The sequence below is a fragment of the Burkholderia sp. BCC0405 genome (assembly GCF_902833075.1).
Lineage (GTDB): Bacteria > Pseudomonadota > Gammaproteobacteria > Burkholderiales > Burkholderiaceae > Burkholderia.
Genome location: NZ_CADFEO010000003.1, coordinates 188876 through 203895, shown reverse-complemented (window position 1 = coordinate 203895; position 15020 = coordinate 188876). Strand labels below are relative to the sequence as shown.

Genomic DNA, 15020 nt, shown 5'->3' with positions numbered 1-15020 from the left:
CGGGGCTTCAGACCACCGGGCCCGGTTCCTTCTCCTTGCGCAGGATCGCGTACAGGATGATCGCGCCGAACGTCGCGGTGCCGATCCCGCCGAGCCCGAAGCCGCCGATCTTCAGCGAGAAGTCGCCGGCGCCGAGCACCAGCGTGACGGCCGCGACGATCAGGTTGCGGTTGTCGGAGAAGTCGACCTTGTTGACGACCCAGATCCGCGCGCCCGTCACCGCGATCAGCCCGAACACGACGATCGACACGCCGCCGAGCACGGGGCCCGGAATCGTCTGGATCACCGCGCCGAACTTCGGCGAGAAGCCGAGCACGATCGCGATCAGCGCGGCGACCGCGAACACGAGCGTCGAGTAGATCCGCGTGACGGCCATCACGCCGATGTTCTCCGCGTAGGTCGTCACGCCCGTGCCGCCGACGCTGCCCGACACGATCGTCGCGAGCCCGTCGCCGATGAACGCGCGGCCCACGTAGCGATCGAGGCTCGCGCCCGTCATCGCGCTGACGGCCTTGACGTGGCCGAGGTTTTCCGCAACCAGGATCACCGCGATCGGCGCCAGCATCAGCATCGCGTGCGGATCGAACACCGGCGCGCGGAAGCCCGGCACCCCGAACCAGGCCGCCTGCCCGACGATCGAGAAATCGATCGGCTTGCCGAGCCCCATCCCGTTGGTCGCGACCGCGTAGATCGCGTAGGCGATCACCAGCCCGACCAGGATCAGCAAGCGCTGCACCATCCCGCGCGAGAACACCGCGACGCCGCCGACGCACAGCACCGTGACGAGCGCCATCACCGATTCGAAGGTCGACCCGGACACGCCCTTGACCGCGATCGGCGCCAGGTTCAGCCCGATCACCGCGACCACCGCGCCGGTCACGACGGGCGGCATCAGCGTCTCGATCCAGTTCGTGCCGATCGCCTGCACCAGCGCGCCGATCGCGACGTAGACGACGCCGCACGTGACGATCCCGCCGAGCGCGACCGGGATGTTCGGGTTCGGGCCGCTGCCGCCGTAGCCGGTCACCGCGATCACGAGGCCGATGAACGCGAAGCTCGAGCCGAGGTAGCTCGGCACGCGGCCGCCGACCAGCACGAAGAACAGCAGCGTGCCGATGCCCGACATGAAGATGCACAGGTTCGGGTCGAAGCCCATCAGCAGCGGCGCGAGCACGGTCGAGCCGAACATCGCGACGACGTGCTGCACGCCCATCGCGACCATCTGCGGCCACGCGAGGCGCTCGTCGGGGCCGACCACGCGCGACGCCGCGCCGGTCGATTGCACCCGCCAGCGCGGGAAGTAGGAATCGGACATGGGGAAAAGGGCTCCTGTCGGTCGGTCGCCGGCTGCGGAGGATGCGCCGGTCTGGAATCTGGCGCGAGTTTACGGAGCGGAAATGGGGCTGGCAAGCGGACTGGCGAGCGGGCCGATGCGGGCCGGCGAGCGGGGCCGGCAAGGCCGAAGCGCGGCTTGCCGCGTGGGTGGAACGGGGCTGGATGAATGGGGCGCGATGGCGCGACCCGGTGCAGCGCCCGTCCGCGCGGGGACATGCGCGGGCGGTGATCGACACCGGCCGCGACGCCGAGCGTGCGCTCACGTCGCGGCCGGCGCGTCGTGCATCAGGGATTGATGTACTGGAACAGCGACAGGTTCTGCAACTGCGCGTAAGCCTTCTGCGAGCCCGTCAGCGCGTTCTGCATCTGCAGGAACTGGCTGATCGTCGACACCATGTTGGTGCTCGTCAGGTCGGCCAGGTTGCTGCTGACCTGCAGCGTATTGGTCTGGTTCACCGTCTGCATCGCCTTGATTTCCTGCTCGCGGCCGCCGACCGACGCCTGCACGGTGAGGACGTTCGTCATCATGTTGTTCAGCTTCGTCGTGCCGGTGGTCATCGCGTTCTGGAGCGCGGCGGCGGCAGACGTGTTGCTGCTGACCGGCACCTTCAGCGCGGCGATCATCGAGTCGAGCGCGGCGAACACGTCGGTGCCGGCCTGCGGCGCCGGCGTGACCGTGAACGTGTCACCAGCGGCCGGCGTTCCCGACACCGGCACCGACAGGCCGTTGCCGAGCGCGATCCCGGCGCCGGCCGAATACGGCTGCGCGGCGGTCGTGGTCGGCGGCACGACGGTGTTGTCGGTAACGGTATAGGTCGGCGCGGCGGCCGTGCCGCCGAACGTGATCGTGAACTGGTGCGTGTTGGTCGCGGCCGACGGGCTCGTGATCGACACCGAGCCGATCGTGCCCGTTCCCGTGTTGCCCGCGCCGGCGACCGGCACCGGCTGGCTGCCGAGCATCGGCACCGACAGGAACACGCTCACGCCGTTGTCGCCCTGCGAGATCGAGCGCGTGTCGGCGATCTGCACCTGCCGCGACCCCGTGTCGCCGCTGTAGGTCACGCCGCCCCCCGGCGCGTTCGAGAACGGCGCCGTGGCCGTCTGGAAACCCGCGAACAGGTAGTTGCCCGCGCCGTCCGTCGAGTTCGCGAGCGTCAGCAGCTGGTTGCGATAGCCCTGCAGCTGCGTCGACAGCGCCGAGCGGTCGCTGTCGGACAGCGAGCCGTCGCCGGCCTGGATCACGACCGTATGAATGCTGTTCAGCAGGTTGTTGACGCTGATGAGCGTCTGGTCCTCCGCCTGCAGCGACGACAGCGCGGTGTTCTGGTTCGACGAATACTGCGACAGCGTGGCCGACGTCATCGACAGCTGCACCGCCTGCGCGGCGCCGAGCGGGTTGTCGGCCGGGGTCGACAGGCTCACGCCGCTCGAGATCTGCTGGTACAGCTGCGAGAGCTGCGCCTGCTGATCGTTCATCTGCGCGACGTTCATCTGGTAGAACTGCGTGGTGGAAATCCGCATCGCTTCGATCCCCGAAATCAGTTGAACAGGCCCAGCACGGTCTGGAACAGCGTCGACGCGGTCTGGATGACCTTCGCGTTCGCCTGGTAGAGCTGCTGGTACTGCATCAGGTTGGCCGCTTCCTCGTTCTGGTTCACGCCCGACACCGACTGCTGCGCTTGCGTGATCTGGCCGACCAGCGAGGTCTGCGCGGCGCTCGACGACTTCAGCTGGCTCGTCGTGTTGCCGATGCCGTTCACGTAGTTCGCATAGGCGCCCGTCAGCGTGGTCGAACCGTTGCCGAACGCTTTCGCGTTGACGAGCTGCGCCAACGCGAGCGCGTTGCTGCCGTCGTTCGTGCCGCCCGTGTTCGGCGCGACCGTGAACGTGTCGCCCGCTGACGGCGCGCCCGACACCGTGACCGTGACGCCGGCCGTCAGCGTGATCGGCGAGCCGGACTGGTAATTCTGCGGCGCGCTCGTGGTCACCGGGTTGGCGGCGTTGTCGGTAACCGTGTACTGCAGAGTACCGCCCGTGCTGCTCATCGTGATCGTGTAGTTGTGCGGGTTGGCCGCGGCCGTCGCGCTCGTGACCGACAGCCCGCCGATCGTGCCGGTGCCCGTGTTCGTCGTGGTCGCCGACGGCACGAACGGCGCCGCCGCCGCGATCGCCGAGCCGTTCGACGTCGCGAGGCCGAAGCCGTTCAGCGCACCGCGGGTCGGCTGCACGGTGAACTTGTCGCCGGCGTTCATCGCGCCGGACGAGAACGAGAAGTTCAGGCCGCCGATCGTGGCCGGCATCGAGGTCGACTGGCCAACCACCGCGCCGCTGGCGCTGTCGGTCAGCGTGTAGTTCGTGCCGTCGAACGACAGCGTGTAGTCGCTCGTGGTCGGCTGCGACGCGTTCGCGAACGACACGGACAGCGTCGCGGTGCCGGTGTTGCCCGCGTTCGCGTACGTGACCGGCGCGCCGGTCGTAAACAGGTTGCCGCCGACGTTGCCCGACAGGTCGATGCCGAGCGCGTTCTGCGCGTTGACCTGCGCGGCGAAGCTGGTCGCGATCGCGCCGAGCTGCGCTTCGGCCGGGTCGAGCGTCTGGCTGCGGAACGCGAGCAGGCCGCCAAGCGTGCCGCCCTGCAGCGACGCGCTGGACAGGGACTGGTTCGGCCCCTGCGGGTTCGCGCCGGCGATGCCCTGCGACACGACGGTGAGCTCGCTCGGATCGGACGGCGACGTGACTGCCGCGAGCTGGTAGCTGGCGTTCGAGACGACGAGCGGCGTGCCGCCCGCGAGAAACACGCTGTAGCCGTCGCTGTTGCTGACGACCTGCACGCCCACGAGGTTCGACAGGTTCGACACCGCGAGGTCGCGCTGGTCCATCAGCTGGTTCGGCGGCTGGCCCTGGCCGCTCGCGGCGGCGATCTGCTGGTTCAGCTGCGCGATCTGCGTGGTGTAGGCGTTGATCTGCGTGACGGTGCTCGTGAGCTGCGTATTGACGCTCTGGCGCAGCGCGTCGTATTGCTGGCCGGCCGCCGTGATCTGGTTCGCGAGCGTCTGCGCATTGCTCATCGCGGTCTGCCGCACCGACGAGTCGGCCGCGCTGTTCGCGACGTTCTGCAGCCCGGTGAAGTAGCTCGTGATCGCGCTCGAGATGCCGGACGTCGGGCTGCCGACGTAGTTGTTCAGCTGCGTGACGAGCGAATACCACGTCGACAGCGCGCCGCTCTGCGTCTGCGCGCCGTTCAGCTGGTCGCTCAGGTACTGGCTGTACTGCCGCTGCACGGTGACGGTGTTCACGCCTTGCGGCATGTAGCCGCTGGCCGTGTACTGGCCGCTCGCCTCGGCATAGACGGGGCGTTCGACCGAATAGCCGGGCGTCGCCGAGTTGCTGATGTTGTTGCCGGTCGTCGTGAGGCCCCAGAGCGCGGCATTCAGGCCGCTGACGCCGAGGTTCATGAGTGTGTTGGACATGCGCGATCCTGATGAGCCGGCCGCGCTGCGGCCGCCGGGTTGCGTGACTCCCGGTATATCGGCCGCGATTTCAGAAAATTGAGGAAAAAATGCATGCGCGACGCGCACTCGCGCGCCGCCGGTTCGAGCGTGCGGCCGAGGGGTGCCGCAAACGCCGCGCGGGCCGCCCCGGGCGGGGCCGGCCGCCGCTTGCGCGTCAGGCCCGCGCGAGCGAGCGGCGCTTCATTTCGAGCTGCGTGATCAGCCGCTGCAGCGTGTTCTCCGCGCTGCCCGGCAGCGACATGTAGCGGAAGCCGAGCTGGTAGCGCCGCGACCCGTTCGGCATCTGCGTCGAACGCTGCGACACGAGCTGCAGGTCGAGCGACAGCTTGCCGTGGCCGGTCAGGTCGAGCTCGACGTCGGGCAGCAGCGTGCCGACCTCGAGCGCCTCGACGCGTTCGTCGGCCGTGCGCAGCCCCACGCCGCCGAGCGACAGGTTGTGCACCTCGAACAGGAAGCTCTCGCCGTCCGGCAGCTTGCCGCGGCACAGGAACGGATCGACGATCGGCGCATCGACGCGGAAATACTCCCGGCGCTGGATGCACATCAGCACGTCGGGGAAATCGGCGACGAACGCGGGCAGCCCCTCGAAGCGCGTCTCGCGCGGCGTGCCCGTGGTGAATTCGACGCGCACGCCCTCCGGCGCGGCCGCGAACGTGCAGTGCGACGCGCCGAGGATGCCCGCGTTCTGCTCGGCCAGCGCACCCCAGTCGAACGTGAACGTCCGCGCACCCACATCCACCTCCAGCAGGCGCGTGACGAGCTGGCCACCCGGATACTGGACGGTCAGGAAATCGCCGCGATTGACGAGGTTGCGCAGCTGCACGCCGATTTCCAACGGATTGCGGCGGGCATAGTCGGGCCCGGAGTGGCCTGCATCCAGGCTGGGGTCCGTCGACGTTTCGATATTCATGGCTAGCCGGTCATTCTTCTCATGGGCGCCCGGGCAACCGGTGCGCAATAAAACCGGGCCAGAACGGGGCCCGGTCGCAGGTCTCTCACACTTAGCGGCAGTGCTGACCGAAAGTTTAGATCGAATCGGGGATTTTTTTCGCGCAAACGTTGAAACCGCGCGCGGCGGGCTGCCGGGCGCGGTCCAGAGGGTACGACAGCGGTAGCCGACGGGTCGGTCAGCCGATCTGCTGCATGATCGAAATCAGCTTCTTCGCGTAGTTCGGGTCGGTCGCGTAGCCGGCCTTCTGCATCCCGTGCGCGAAGCCTTCGACGCTGCGGCTCGCGCTCAGCACGCCCGCGTAGCGCGGATTGTTCTTCAGCAGGTTCGCGTAATCGGTCATCGCGTGCTCGTACGAATCGTACGCGCGGAACTTCGCGACCACGCGGCGCGGCGTGCCGTTCACGTATTCCGTCGTCAGCGCGGACACCGTGCGGCCGGTCCAGCCCTTGGTCGCCTTGATGCCGAACACGTTGTAGCTCGTCGAGCCGTCGCCCGCGCGGATCTCGCGCTTGCCCCAGCCCGATTCGAGCGCGGCCTGGCCGACGATGAAGCGCGCCGGGATGCCGGTCGACGCGCTGGCCGCCTGCGCGGGGCCCGCGAGCCGGTCGACGAACGCGTCGGCGTCCTGCACGCCGCTCGCGCCCTTCAGCGGCGGCGTCAGCGCGCTGCCGGCCGAATAGCCGCGCGTGCCGGCAAGCCCGCCGTTGTTCGCCGCGTTCGCGTAGGCCTTCGCCATCGCGTTCATCGCGGCGAGGCCGCCTTCGTTGCCGGACGCGCCGAAGCCGTCCGCGCCCAGCCCGGCCGCGCCGACGTCGGCCGCCGTGTCGCTGCCCGCGCCCTGCCCCGCGTTGCGCAGCAGCTGCTTCATCAGTGCGTCGGCGACGCCGATCCCGCGCTTCGACATCTGCTGCGCGAGCTGCTGGTCGAGCATCGACGTGTACATCTTCGACGTATGCGAATCGAACAGCCCGCCGTCGGGCGACGCGTCGCGCATGCTCTTGAGCATCATCTGCGTGAACATCGCGTCGAACTGGCCGGCGACCGCCTTCGCGCCGGCCTGCGGCGACTGCCTCGCCTGCGCGCGCAGTGCGTCGAAACCCTGCACGTCGAGCGCAAAGCGCTGCGTGAGGTCGTTCGCGTTCGGGAGACTGGCTGTCATTTAGATGATCTCCAGGTCGGCGCGCAGCGCGCCGGCGGCCTTCATCGCCTGCAGGATCGACATCAGGTCCGCGGGCGTTGCGCCGAGCGTGTTCAGCGCCTTCACGACGTCGGCGAGATTCGCGCCGGCCGTCACCATCTTCAGCGCGCCGTTGTCCTGCTTCAGCTGGATCTGCGACTGCTGCGCCACCACCGTCTGCCCGTTCGAGAACGGGCCCGGCTGCGACACGACCGGCTGCGTGTTGACGACGACCGACAGGTTGCCGTGCGCGACCGCGCAGCTCTGCAGCGTCACCATCTGGTTCATCACGATCGAGCCGGTGCGCGCGTTCAGGATCACCTTCGCCGCGGCCTTGTCGGGGCTGACGTCGAGGTTCTGCAGGCGCGCCATGAACGCGACCTGCTGCGCCGAATCGGCCGGCGCGGCAAGCTGGATCGTGCGGCCGTCGAGCGCCGTCGCGGTGCCCGGGCCGAAGCTCGAATTGACCGCGGACACGATCCGCTGCGCGGTGCCGTAGTCCATGTCGTTCAGTTGCAGCTGCAGCACGCCGTTCATCTGCGCGATCGCGTTCGGCACCGAACGCTCGACGATCGCACCACCGACGATCCGGCCGGCCGCGAGCTGGTTCACCTGCACGCGGCTGCCGTTCGCGCTGGCGCCGGCGCCGCCGACCGCCATGTTGCCCTGCGCGAGCGCATAGACCTGGCCGTCCGCGCCTTTCAGCGGCGTCAGCAGCAGCGTGCCGCCGCGCAGGCTCTTCGCGTTGCCGAGCGACGACACGGTGACGTCGAGCGCCTCGCCCGGCCGCGCGAACGGCGGCAGCGTGGCGGTCACCATCACGGCCGCGACGTTCTTCAGCTGCATGTTGCTCAGCTGCGACGCGCCGCCGTTGGCCGAGCCGTTGTTGATCGAGATGCCGAGGTTCGCGAGCATGTTCGCGAGCGTCTGCGTCGTGAACGGGGTCTGCATCGTCTGGTCGCCCGTGCCGTCGAGGCCGACGACGAGGCCATAGCCGATCAGCGGGTTGTCGCGCACGCCCTGGATCTGCGCGAGATCCTTCAGGCGTTCCGCGTGCGCGGGCGCCGCGCCGAGCACGCAGGCCAAGGCCATGAACGTGACGGCGAGCCGCGCGACGGCATGCGCGCGGGCCGACAGGCGGTCGAGAAGCGTCTTCTGCATCGTCATCACCACGGCGCGATGTTGAGGAAGAAGCGCTGCAGCCAGCCCATCGTCTCGGCTTCGTTGATGTAGCCCTTCGCCGAGTATTCGATCTTCGCGTCGGCGACCTGCGTCGAGTAGACGGAGTTCGCGCCCGAGATCGTGTTCGGGTTGACCACGCCCGAGAAGCGCACGAATTCGTTGCCCTGGTTGATCAGCATCTGCTTCTCGCCGCTGACCACGAGATTGCCGTTCGGCAGCACGTTGGTGACCGTCACCGTGATCGTGCCGTTGAACGTGTTCGCCGCGCTCGCGCCGCCGGTCGCGGCGAACTTGTTGTCGCCGGTCGCCGACAGGTTCGCCTTCGCGAACAGCCCGCCGAGGAAGCCGGCCGTCGGCACGTTGAAGTCGGTGTTGCCCTGCCGGTTCGTGTTCGCGCCCGACGACTTGGTCGCGTTGATGTTCTCCGCGATCATGATCGTCAGGATGTCGCCGATGTTGCGCGGCCGCTGATCCTCGAAGAGCGGCCGCCCCGCGAAGCCGGGGTTGTAGATCGAGCCGGGCGCCTGCATCGACATCGGCATCGGCGGCTGCGCCGTCATCGGCTGCTGGATGATCGGATCGCGCGGAATCTGCGCGCAACCGGCGGCGAACGCCGCCACCGCGACCGCGCATGCGGCGCGGACGGTGGCTGACGGGAGGAGGCGAACCTGCTTCATGGCGACGACGGGTGTTCCGGTTAGCTCTTCATCTGCGTGACGGTCTGCAGCATCTGGTCGGACGTCGTCACGGCCTTGCTGTTGATCTCGTAGGCACGCTGCGTCTGGATCATGTTGACGAGCTCCTGCACGACGTTCACGTTCGACGATTCGACGTAGTTCTGGCTGAGCGTGCCCGCGCCGTTCAGGCCCGGCTGCGACACGTTCGGCGCGCCCGACGAGGTCGTCTCCGCGAACAGGTTCTCGCCCTTCGCCTCGAGGCCGGCCGGGTTGATGAAGGTCGCAACCTGCAGCGCGCCGATCTGCACCGAATTCGACGAACCCGGCTGGGTGACCGTGACGACGCCGTCCTTGCCGATCGTCAGCGACGTCGCGGTCGCCGGGATCGTGATCGCCGGGATCACCTGGTAGCCGCTCGACGTGACGAGCTGGCCCTGCGCGTTGGTCTGGAACGAGCCGTCGCGCGTATAGGCATTCGTGCCGTCCGGCATCAGCACCTGGAAAAAGCCCGCGCCGTTGATCGCGACGTCCTTCGAGTTACCGGTCTGCGTGAGGCCGCCCTGCGTGTACAGGCGCTCGGTGGCGACCTGCTGCACGCCGGTGCCGAGCTGCAGGCCCGACGGCAGCTCGGTCTGCTGCGTCGAGTTCGCGCCGGGCTGGCGGATGGTCTGGTACAGCAGATCCTCGAACACCGCGCGCGACGCCTTGAAGCCGTTCGTGCTGGTGTTCGCGAGGTTGTTCGAAATCACGTCCATCTGCGCCTGCTGCGCATTCATGCCGGTGGCGGCGATGTAGAGCGAACGGTTCACTTGTAAGGTCTCCTGCGTGGGCTGGCGCGGGCGCTCAGCTGAAATTGAGCAGCTGGTTCGCCGACTGCTCGTTCTGGTCGGCCGTCTGGATCAGCTTCGACTGAAGCTGGAACGCGCGCGCGTTGTCGATCATCGCGACCATCGCGGTCACCGGGTTGACGTTGCTGCCTTCGAGCGAATTCGGCGTGACGACCACGTTCGGGTCGGCATCGGCCGGATTGCCGTCGGCGGTACGGAACAACCCGTCGTTGCCGCGCGTGAGCGTGGCCGGATCGGGATTGACGAGCTTCATCTGGTCGACGATCGCGACCGCCGTCGGCGGGTCGCCCGGCATCAGCGCGGAAATCGTGCCGTCCTTGCCGATCGTCACTTCCGCGTTCGGCGGCACCGAGATCGGGCCGCCATTGCCGACCACCGGCAGGTTGCTCGCGTTGACGAGCTGGCCGTTCTCGTCGACGTGCAGGTTGCCGGCGCGCGTGTACGCCTCGCTGCCGTCGGCCGCCTGTACGGACAGCCAGCCGGCGCCCTGCACGGCGACGTCGAGCGGGTTGCCGGTGCGCGTGATCGGACCCGGCGCGTAATCGGCGCCGGGCGTCGACGCGAGCACGTAGGTGCGCGTCGTCGTCGGGTCGATCGTGCTGCCGTCGCCGAAATTCATCGGCACCGCGCGATACGTCGCGAGTTGCGCGCGAAAGCCGGTCGTCGACGCGTTCGCGAGGTTGTTCGCGACGATCGCCTGCTGGTCGAGCGACTGCGACGCACCCGTCATCGCCGTGTAGATCAGTCGGTCCATGGCTGCCCGTTATCCGCGCTTACAGGTTGATGAGCGTCTGGTCGACGGTCTGCTGCGTCTTGATCGTCTGCGCGTTCGCCTGGTAGTTGCGCTGCGCGGTGATCAGGTTCACGAGCTCCGACGTGAGGTCGACGTTCGAGTTTTCCAGCGCGCTGCCCTGCAGCGTGCCGTGGTTCGTGCTGCCCGGCGCCGAGATCTGCGGCACGCCCGACGCGGAGCTTTCCGCATACTGGTTGCCGCCGAGGTTCACCAGCCCGTTCGGGTTGTTGAAGTTCGCGAGCGCGATCTGGCCGAGCACGGCGGTCTGGCCGTTCGAGTAGTTGCCGGTCAGCTTGCCGTCGGTGCCGATCGTGTAGGTCGTCAGCGTGCCGCTCGCGAAGCCGTCCTGCGCGAGGTTGTTCACGCCGTCCTTGCCGCCGTACTGCGTGGTGCCGGTCAGGTCGAGCGTGAGGGTCTGCGGCGTCGCCGAGCCGTCGGTGTTCGGCACGGTGAACTGGAACTGGCCGAGCGACGCGGTCGGTGTCGCCGGCGTGCCCGTCGTCGTGCTCTGGATTCCGCCCGACGTGTTGAACGTGACCGTGCCGAGATCGGTCGTGGCGCCGCCCTGCACGCCCGCATACGCTTCCCACGTGCCGGACGCGGTCGCCGACTTCACGAAGTACATGTTGACCGCCTGCGAACCGCCGAGCGAGTCGTACACCTGGATCGACGTCGAGTAGTTGTAGGTCGTGTTGTCGGTCGCGCTGAACGGCGTCGTGGCCGGCGCCGTGTCCTGCGAGTTCAGGTTGAACTGGGCCGAGATCTTGGTCGTCGCGCTCGGCGCGATGTTGGTCGTCGGCGCCTGCAGCGGCACGGTCTGCGCGGTGTTGATCACGCCGCCCGCGTTGGCTGCGTAGCCCATCAGGTTGCGGCCTTGCGAGTCGACGATGTAGCCGTTCTTGTCGCGCTGGAACGTGCCGTCGCGCGAATACGTCGTCACGCCGTTGTTCGACATCTGGAAGAAGCCGTTGCCGTTGATCGCGACGTCGAGCGACGAGCTCGTCGCGTTGATCATGCCCTGCCCGAAGTTCTGCTCAACCGCGTTCAGCGCGGTGCCGATGCCGATCTGCGTGTTGGTCGACGTCGCGACCGAGTTCGCGTACATGTCGGCGAACTGCGCGGTGCTCGACTTGAAGCCGACCGTATTCGCGTTCGCGATGTTGTTGCCGATCACGTCCAGCGCGTTCGATGCGCCGGCGAGGCCGCTCAGACCCTGTTGATAACCCATTTCGGTCTCCGTTTCGAAATTGCTCGATCAGTATCAGTTGGAGGTGGTGCCGCTGCCGGACGAAGACGACGCGGTCGACGTCGTGTTCGGGAAAATCGACGCGACCTGAGTGAGCCCCACCGTCGTGCCGTTCGACAGCACGAGCCCTGCCGTGCCGTCCGCCTGCTTGATCACGCTCTGCACCGTCGACGCCGCGAGCGTCGTGGCGGGCTGCGGCGTGCCGGTGCTGTCGGTGTACGACGCGGTGACGGTGTACGTGCCGTCCGGCAGCGTGTTGCCCGCCGAGTCGGTCGGCGTCCAGTTGAACGGCACGGTGCCGGCCGACTGCGCGCCCGCGTTGATCGTGTTCACGACGGTGCCCGCCGAGTTCTTCACGGTGATCGTCAGGTTCGACACCGCGCTCGTCAGCGACACGCCGAACGGCGACGCCGCGCCGCCCTTCACCGCGACCGCGTTGCCCGGCGCGAGCACGTTCGAGCCGATCAGCATCGCGGCCTGCGTCTGCTGGCCGGCCGTGAGCTGCGTCGACAGCGACGTGAGCGACGTGTTCAGCTGCGCGATGCCGCTCACCGTGTTGATCTGCGCGAGCTGCGACGTCATCTGCGAGCTGTCGACCGGGCTGGTCGGATCCTGGTTCTGCAACTGCGTGACAAGCAGCTTCAGGAACGTCGCCTGCAGGTCGCTCGCCGACGTGCCGTTGGTGTTCGACACGTTGTTGGTGTTCATCGTGTCGGTGGGCAGGTTCGACACGGTCGTGCCGTTGCTGCCGATCGTCGTGCTGGAGGAAGTCATCCTGGGTGGCCTTCTGTCGGAACTGTCGGGTCTGTAAGGTCGGTCGGCGCGCGGCTCACGAGCCGATCGTCAGCGTCTTGAGCATCAGCGTCTTCGCGGTGTTCAGCGTCTCGACGTTGGCCTGGTACGAGCGCGACGCCGAGATCATGTTCACCATCTCCTGCACCGGATCGACGTTCGGCATCTGCACGTAGCCGTTCGCGTCGGCGGCCGGGTTCGACGGATCGTAGGTCGACTTCATCGGTGACGGATCGTCCATCACCTTCGTCACGCGCACGCCGCCCACGCCCTGGCCGGACGCGGTGCGCGCACCGCCGATCGGGTCGGTCGCGAACACGACCTGCTTGGCCTTGTACGGCTTGCCGTCGGGGCCGGTCGCGCTGTCGGCGTTCGCGAGGTTCGACGCGGTGACGTTCAGGCGCTGCGACTGCGCGGACAGCGCCGAACCGGCGACGCCGAAGATGTTCATCAACGAAGGCATGGAAGCTCCTTTTGCTCGGATTCGGAGGCGGCGCGCGCCGTCACTGGTTCGTCGTGATCGCGGCGATCATCGCCTTGATCTGCTGGGTCATCACGGTCATCCCGGTCTGGTAGTGCAGCGCGTTGTCCGCGAACTGCACGCGCTCGACGTCGAGATCGACCGTGTTGCCGTCGAGCGCCGGCTGCAGCGGCATCCGGTATTGCGCACGGCCGTAGTCGTCCGACGGGCCGCCCGTCGGGATCAGCTTCGCGGTGCCGGCCATGTGGCCCGCCGCCGTCGACACCATCGACATCCCGCTCGTCACGCCGGCCGGCTGCGTCATCGGCAGTTGCGCCGCGTTGCTCGGCGCGAGGCCGCCGCCCGCCTGCTTCAGCGAGCGTGCGAGCGTCGACGCGAAATCGACGTCGCGGGCCTGGTAGCCGGGCGTGTCGGAGTTCGCGATGTTCGACGACAGCAGTTCCTGCCGGTAGGCGCGCACGTCCAGCGCCTGGCGGCCGAACGCGAATTCCGCATCGAGTTTGTCCAGCATGTGTGCGTCTCTCCGTATGAAGCGCTGCACGCCCCTCGCGCCGGATGGCGACCCGAGAGGCTTTTTTCCATGACAGCGATGGTAGGCGTCGGACGCAACCGGCAATCGGGCGAATAACGCGGCAAAGGCCCCCTCTATTCATCGTTTGCGCGACGGCCCGGCTCCCTAGAATGCAAAGCGGGGCAACGGATCGGGGATACGGCGATGACTGGCAGCGCACTTCGCGGAAGGAACGGGCGGCTCACGCACGTCCGGCGTGCGTTTGCGCTCGCCGCGGCGCTGTGGATCGCCGCCCCGGCCGCGCACGCGGACGACGGAATGATCGTGATTCCGGGACGCGGCGAGACGGCCGAAACCGCGCTCGCGCATGCCAATGCGGCAAGCGGCGGGCAGTTCGGCGGGCAGGCGGCGATGGCGCCGGGTTCGGGCCTGGCGCCGGACACGGGGCGCGCAGCGAGCAGCACGGGCGCCGCCGCCGGCGTGCCCGGCACCGGCTACGCGGCGCAACCGGCGGGCACGATGGTCGTGACGACCGTCCCGCCGCCGGCTCCCGCCCCGGCCCCCGCGCCTCGCCCCGTCTACGCAGCCGCCCGCACGAACGCCGGAACCGGATATGGCGCGCCGCGCGCGGCCGATCCGAACGCGATCGCAACGGTCGTCGCCGGCACGGCCGAACCCGCGTCAAATCCCGTAAGGCCGAGCCCGCAGCCGGCCATGGCCGCGCGCCTGGCGGCGGCCCGCGCCGCGTCCGCCGCGCCGGCGCCGCGCGCCGCACCGGTTTCCGCGAACCCGGCCGCGGTCAATGCCGCCAACGCGGCCCAGCCCGTGACGCCGCCCGGCCAGCAGGATCCCGAGTCGATCCGCCGCACGGCCCTCGCGTTCCTGCAGCAGCAGATCGCGGGGCTCCCCGGCAAGACCACCGCCACGGTCACGACCGCGTTTCCGCGCGGGCTCGCCGCGTGCACGACGCTCGAACCGTTCCTGCCGACGGGCGCGCGCCTGTGGGGCCGCACGACGGTCGGCGTGCGCTGCGCAGGCGAGCGCCCGTGGACCGTCTACCTGCAGGCGAAAGTCACCGTGCAGGCCACCTATTACGTCGCCGCGCGCCAGATCGCGCCCGGCGAGCCGCTCTCCGCGGCCGACCTGGTCGCCCGCGACGGCGACCTGACGGTGCTGCCGCTCGCGGCGGTCACCGATCCGGCGCAGGCGATCGGCGCGACCGCGCTCGCGCGCATCTCGGCCGGGCTGCCGCTGCGGCAGGACATGCTGAAGAGCGCGGCATCGGTGTCGGCCGGCCAGACGGTGCGGGTGGTCGCGGCCGGGGCCGGCTTCACGATTTCGGCCGAGGGCAGCGCGCTGGCGAATGCGGCGCCCGGCCAGTCGGTGCGGGTGCGGATGGCGGCGGGCCAGATCGTCACGGCGATCGTCAAGGACGCCGGGACCGTGGAGATTCCGCTGTAGGGCCGGCTCTCTCGGCAAGAATGTAAAGAATTGTTTATTCGGAGCATTTCGGG

General features: G+C 68.6%; 14 protein-coding genes. 1 reads left to right on the top strand and 13 read right to left on the bottom strand.

The genetic code is table 11. The annotated features are described in order from the left end of the window. Positions 1-7: 7 nt before the first annotated feature. The 13 genes from HWX36_RS06150 to HWX36_RS06090 all read right to left on the bottom strand — a co-directional run bounded on the left by HWX36_RS06150 (position 8) and on the right by HWX36_RS06090 (position 13506). A complete protein-coding gene (locus HWX36_RS06150) occupies positions 8-1315 on the bottom strand; it encodes a solute carrier family 23 protein (protein WP_175951322.1) in 1308 nt (435 codons plus the stop codon). Between the two features lie 305 nt (positions 1316-1620). Continuing rightward, positions 1621-2856, bottom strand: a complete 1236-nt coding sequence (gene flgL / locus HWX36_RS06145; protein ID WP_175951321.1) for a flagellar hook-associated protein FlgL — start codon at positions 2854-2856, stop codon at positions 1621-1623. A 17-nt stretch (positions 2857-2873) separates the two neighbouring features. Beyond that, positions 2874-4805 (bottom strand): flagellar hook-associated protein FlgK, encoded by a 1932-nt coding sequence (flgK, locus tag HWX36_RS06140; protein ID WP_175951320.1) that lies wholly within the window; start codon positions 4803-4805, stop codon positions 2874-2876. Between the two features lie 196 nt (positions 4806-5001). Next, the gene (locus HWX36_RS06135) at positions 5002-5757 is read right to left on the bottom strand and encodes a flagellar brake protein (protein WP_175951319.1); all 756 of its coding nucleotides are present in this window, start codon (positions 5755-5757) and stop codon (positions 5002-5004) included. A 217-nt stretch (positions 5758-5974) separates the two neighbouring features. After that, positions 5975-6958 carry a flagellar assembly peptidoglycan hydrolase FlgJ gene (gene flgJ, locus HWX36_RS06130; protein WP_175951318.1) on the bottom strand — a complete coding sequence of 328 codons (984 nt, stop codon included), beginning with the start codon at positions 6956-6958 and terminating at the stop codon, positions 5975-5977. Beyond that, entirely contained in the window at positions 6959-8143 is a 1185-nt protein-coding gene (locus tag HWX36_RS06125) for a flagellar basal body P-ring protein FlgI (protein WP_175951317.1), read from the bottom strand. It lies immediately after the preceding gene. Continuing rightward, positions 8143-8835, bottom strand: coding sequence for a flagellar basal body L-ring protein FlgH (gene flgH, locus HWX36_RS06120; protein ID WP_175951316.1), 693 nt, complete (start codon positions 8833-8835; stop codon positions 8143-8145). The genes HWX36_RS06125 and flgH overlap by 1 nt, the downstream gene beginning before the upstream one ends. Before the next feature lie 20 nt (positions 8836-8855). Continuing rightward, positions 8856-9644, bottom strand: a complete 789-nt coding sequence (gene flgG, locus HWX36_RS06115; RefSeq protein ID WP_175951315.1) for a flagellar basal-body rod protein FlgG — start codon at positions 9642-9644, stop codon at positions 8856-8858. Positions 9645-9678: 34 nt separating this feature from the next. After that, on the bottom strand, positions 9679-10437 hold the full coding sequence (flgF, locus tag HWX36_RS06110) for a flagellar basal-body rod protein FlgF (RefSeq protein ID WP_175951314.1): 759 nt from the start codon (positions 10435-10437) through the stop codon (positions 9679-9681). Positions 10438-10456: 19 nt separating this feature from the next. Then, positions 10457-11704, bottom strand: coding sequence for a flagellar hook protein FlgE (gene flgE / locus HWX36_RS06105; RefSeq protein WP_175951313.1), 1248 nt, complete (start codon positions 11702-11704; stop codon positions 10457-10459). A 33-nt stretch (positions 11705-11737) separates the two neighbouring features. Continuing rightward, positions 11738-12496 (bottom strand): flagellar hook assembly protein FlgD, encoded by a 759-nt coding sequence (locus HWX36_RS06100; protein WP_175951312.1) that lies wholly within the window; start codon positions 12494-12496, stop codon positions 11738-11740. Positions 12497-12551: 55 nt separating this feature from the next. Then, on the bottom strand, positions 12552-12977 hold the full coding sequence (flgC, locus tag HWX36_RS06095; RefSeq protein WP_021164156.1) for a flagellar basal body rod protein FlgC: 426 nt from the start codon (positions 12975-12977) through the stop codon (positions 12552-12554). Between the two features lie 40 nt (positions 12978-13017). After that, on the bottom strand, positions 13018-13506 hold the full coding sequence (locus HWX36_RS06090; RefSeq protein ID WP_175951311.1) for a flagellar basal body rod protein FlgB: 489 nt from the start codon (positions 13504-13506) through the stop codon (positions 13018-13020). A gap of 204 nt (positions 13507-13710) precedes the next feature. On the opposite strand from HWX36_RS06090, the gene flgA reads away from it, so the two are divergent. Continuing rightward, complete coding sequence (gene flgA / locus HWX36_RS06085) at positions 13711-14967, top strand: flagellar basal body P-ring formation chaperone FlgA (protein ID WP_175951310.1); 1257 nt, start codon at positions 13711-13713, stop codon at positions 14965-14967. Positions 14968-15020: the final 53 nt, after the last annotated feature.

What these genes read in the sequence shown, in the direction of transcription:
- HWX36_RS06090 (WP_175951311.1), bottom strand. Translation starts at nt 13,506, where the DNA reads ATGCTGGACAAACTCGATGCGGAATTCGCGTTCGGCCGCCAGGCGCTG.
- flgC (WP_021164156.1), bottom strand. Translation starts at nt 12,977, where the DNA reads ATGCCTTCGTTGATGAACATCTTCGGCGTCGCCGGTTCGGCGCTGTCC.
- flgF (WP_175951314.1), bottom strand. Translation starts at nt 10,437, where the DNA reads ATGGACCGACTGATCTACACGGCGATGACGGGTGCGTCGCAGTCGCTC.
- HWX36_RS06100 (WP_175951312.1), bottom strand. Translation starts at nt 12,496, where the DNA reads ATGACTTCCTCCAGCACGACGATCGGCAGCAACGGCACGACCGTGTCG.
- flgK (WP_175951320.1), bottom strand. Translation starts at nt 4,805, where the DNA reads ATGTCCAACACACTCATGAACCTCGGCGTCAGCGGCCTGAATGCCGCG.
- flgA (WP_175951310.1), top strand. Translation starts at nt 13,711, where the DNA reads ATGACTGGCAGCGCACTTCGCGGAAGGAACGGGCGGCTCACGCACGTC.
- HWX36_RS06150 (WP_175951322.1), bottom strand. Translation starts at nt 1,315, where the DNA reads ATGTCCGATTCCTACTTCCCGCGCTGGCGGGTGCAATCGACCGGCGCG.
- flgE (WP_175951313.1), bottom strand. Translation starts at nt 11,704, where the DNA reads ATGGGTTATCAACAGGGTCTGAGCGGCCTCGCCGGCGCATCGAACGCG.
- flgL (WP_175951321.1), bottom strand. Translation starts at nt 2,856, where the DNA reads ATGCGGATTTCCACCACGCAGTTCTACCAGATGAACGTCGCGCAGATG.
- HWX36_RS06125 (WP_175951317.1), bottom strand. Translation starts at nt 8,143, where the DNA reads ATGACGATGCAGAAGACGCTTCTCGACCGCCTGTCGGCCCGCGCGCAT.
- flgH (WP_175951316.1), bottom strand. Translation starts at nt 8,835, where the DNA reads ATGAAGCAGGTTCGCCTCCTCCCGTCAGCCACCGTCCGCGCCGCATGC.
- flgJ (WP_175951318.1), bottom strand. Translation starts at nt 6,958, where the DNA reads ATGACAGCCAGTCTCCCGAACGCGAACGACCTCACGCAGCGCTTTGCG.
- HWX36_RS06135 (WP_175951319.1), bottom strand. Translation starts at nt 5,757, where the DNA reads ATGAATATCGAAACGTCGACGGACCCCAGCCTGGATGCAGGCCACTCC.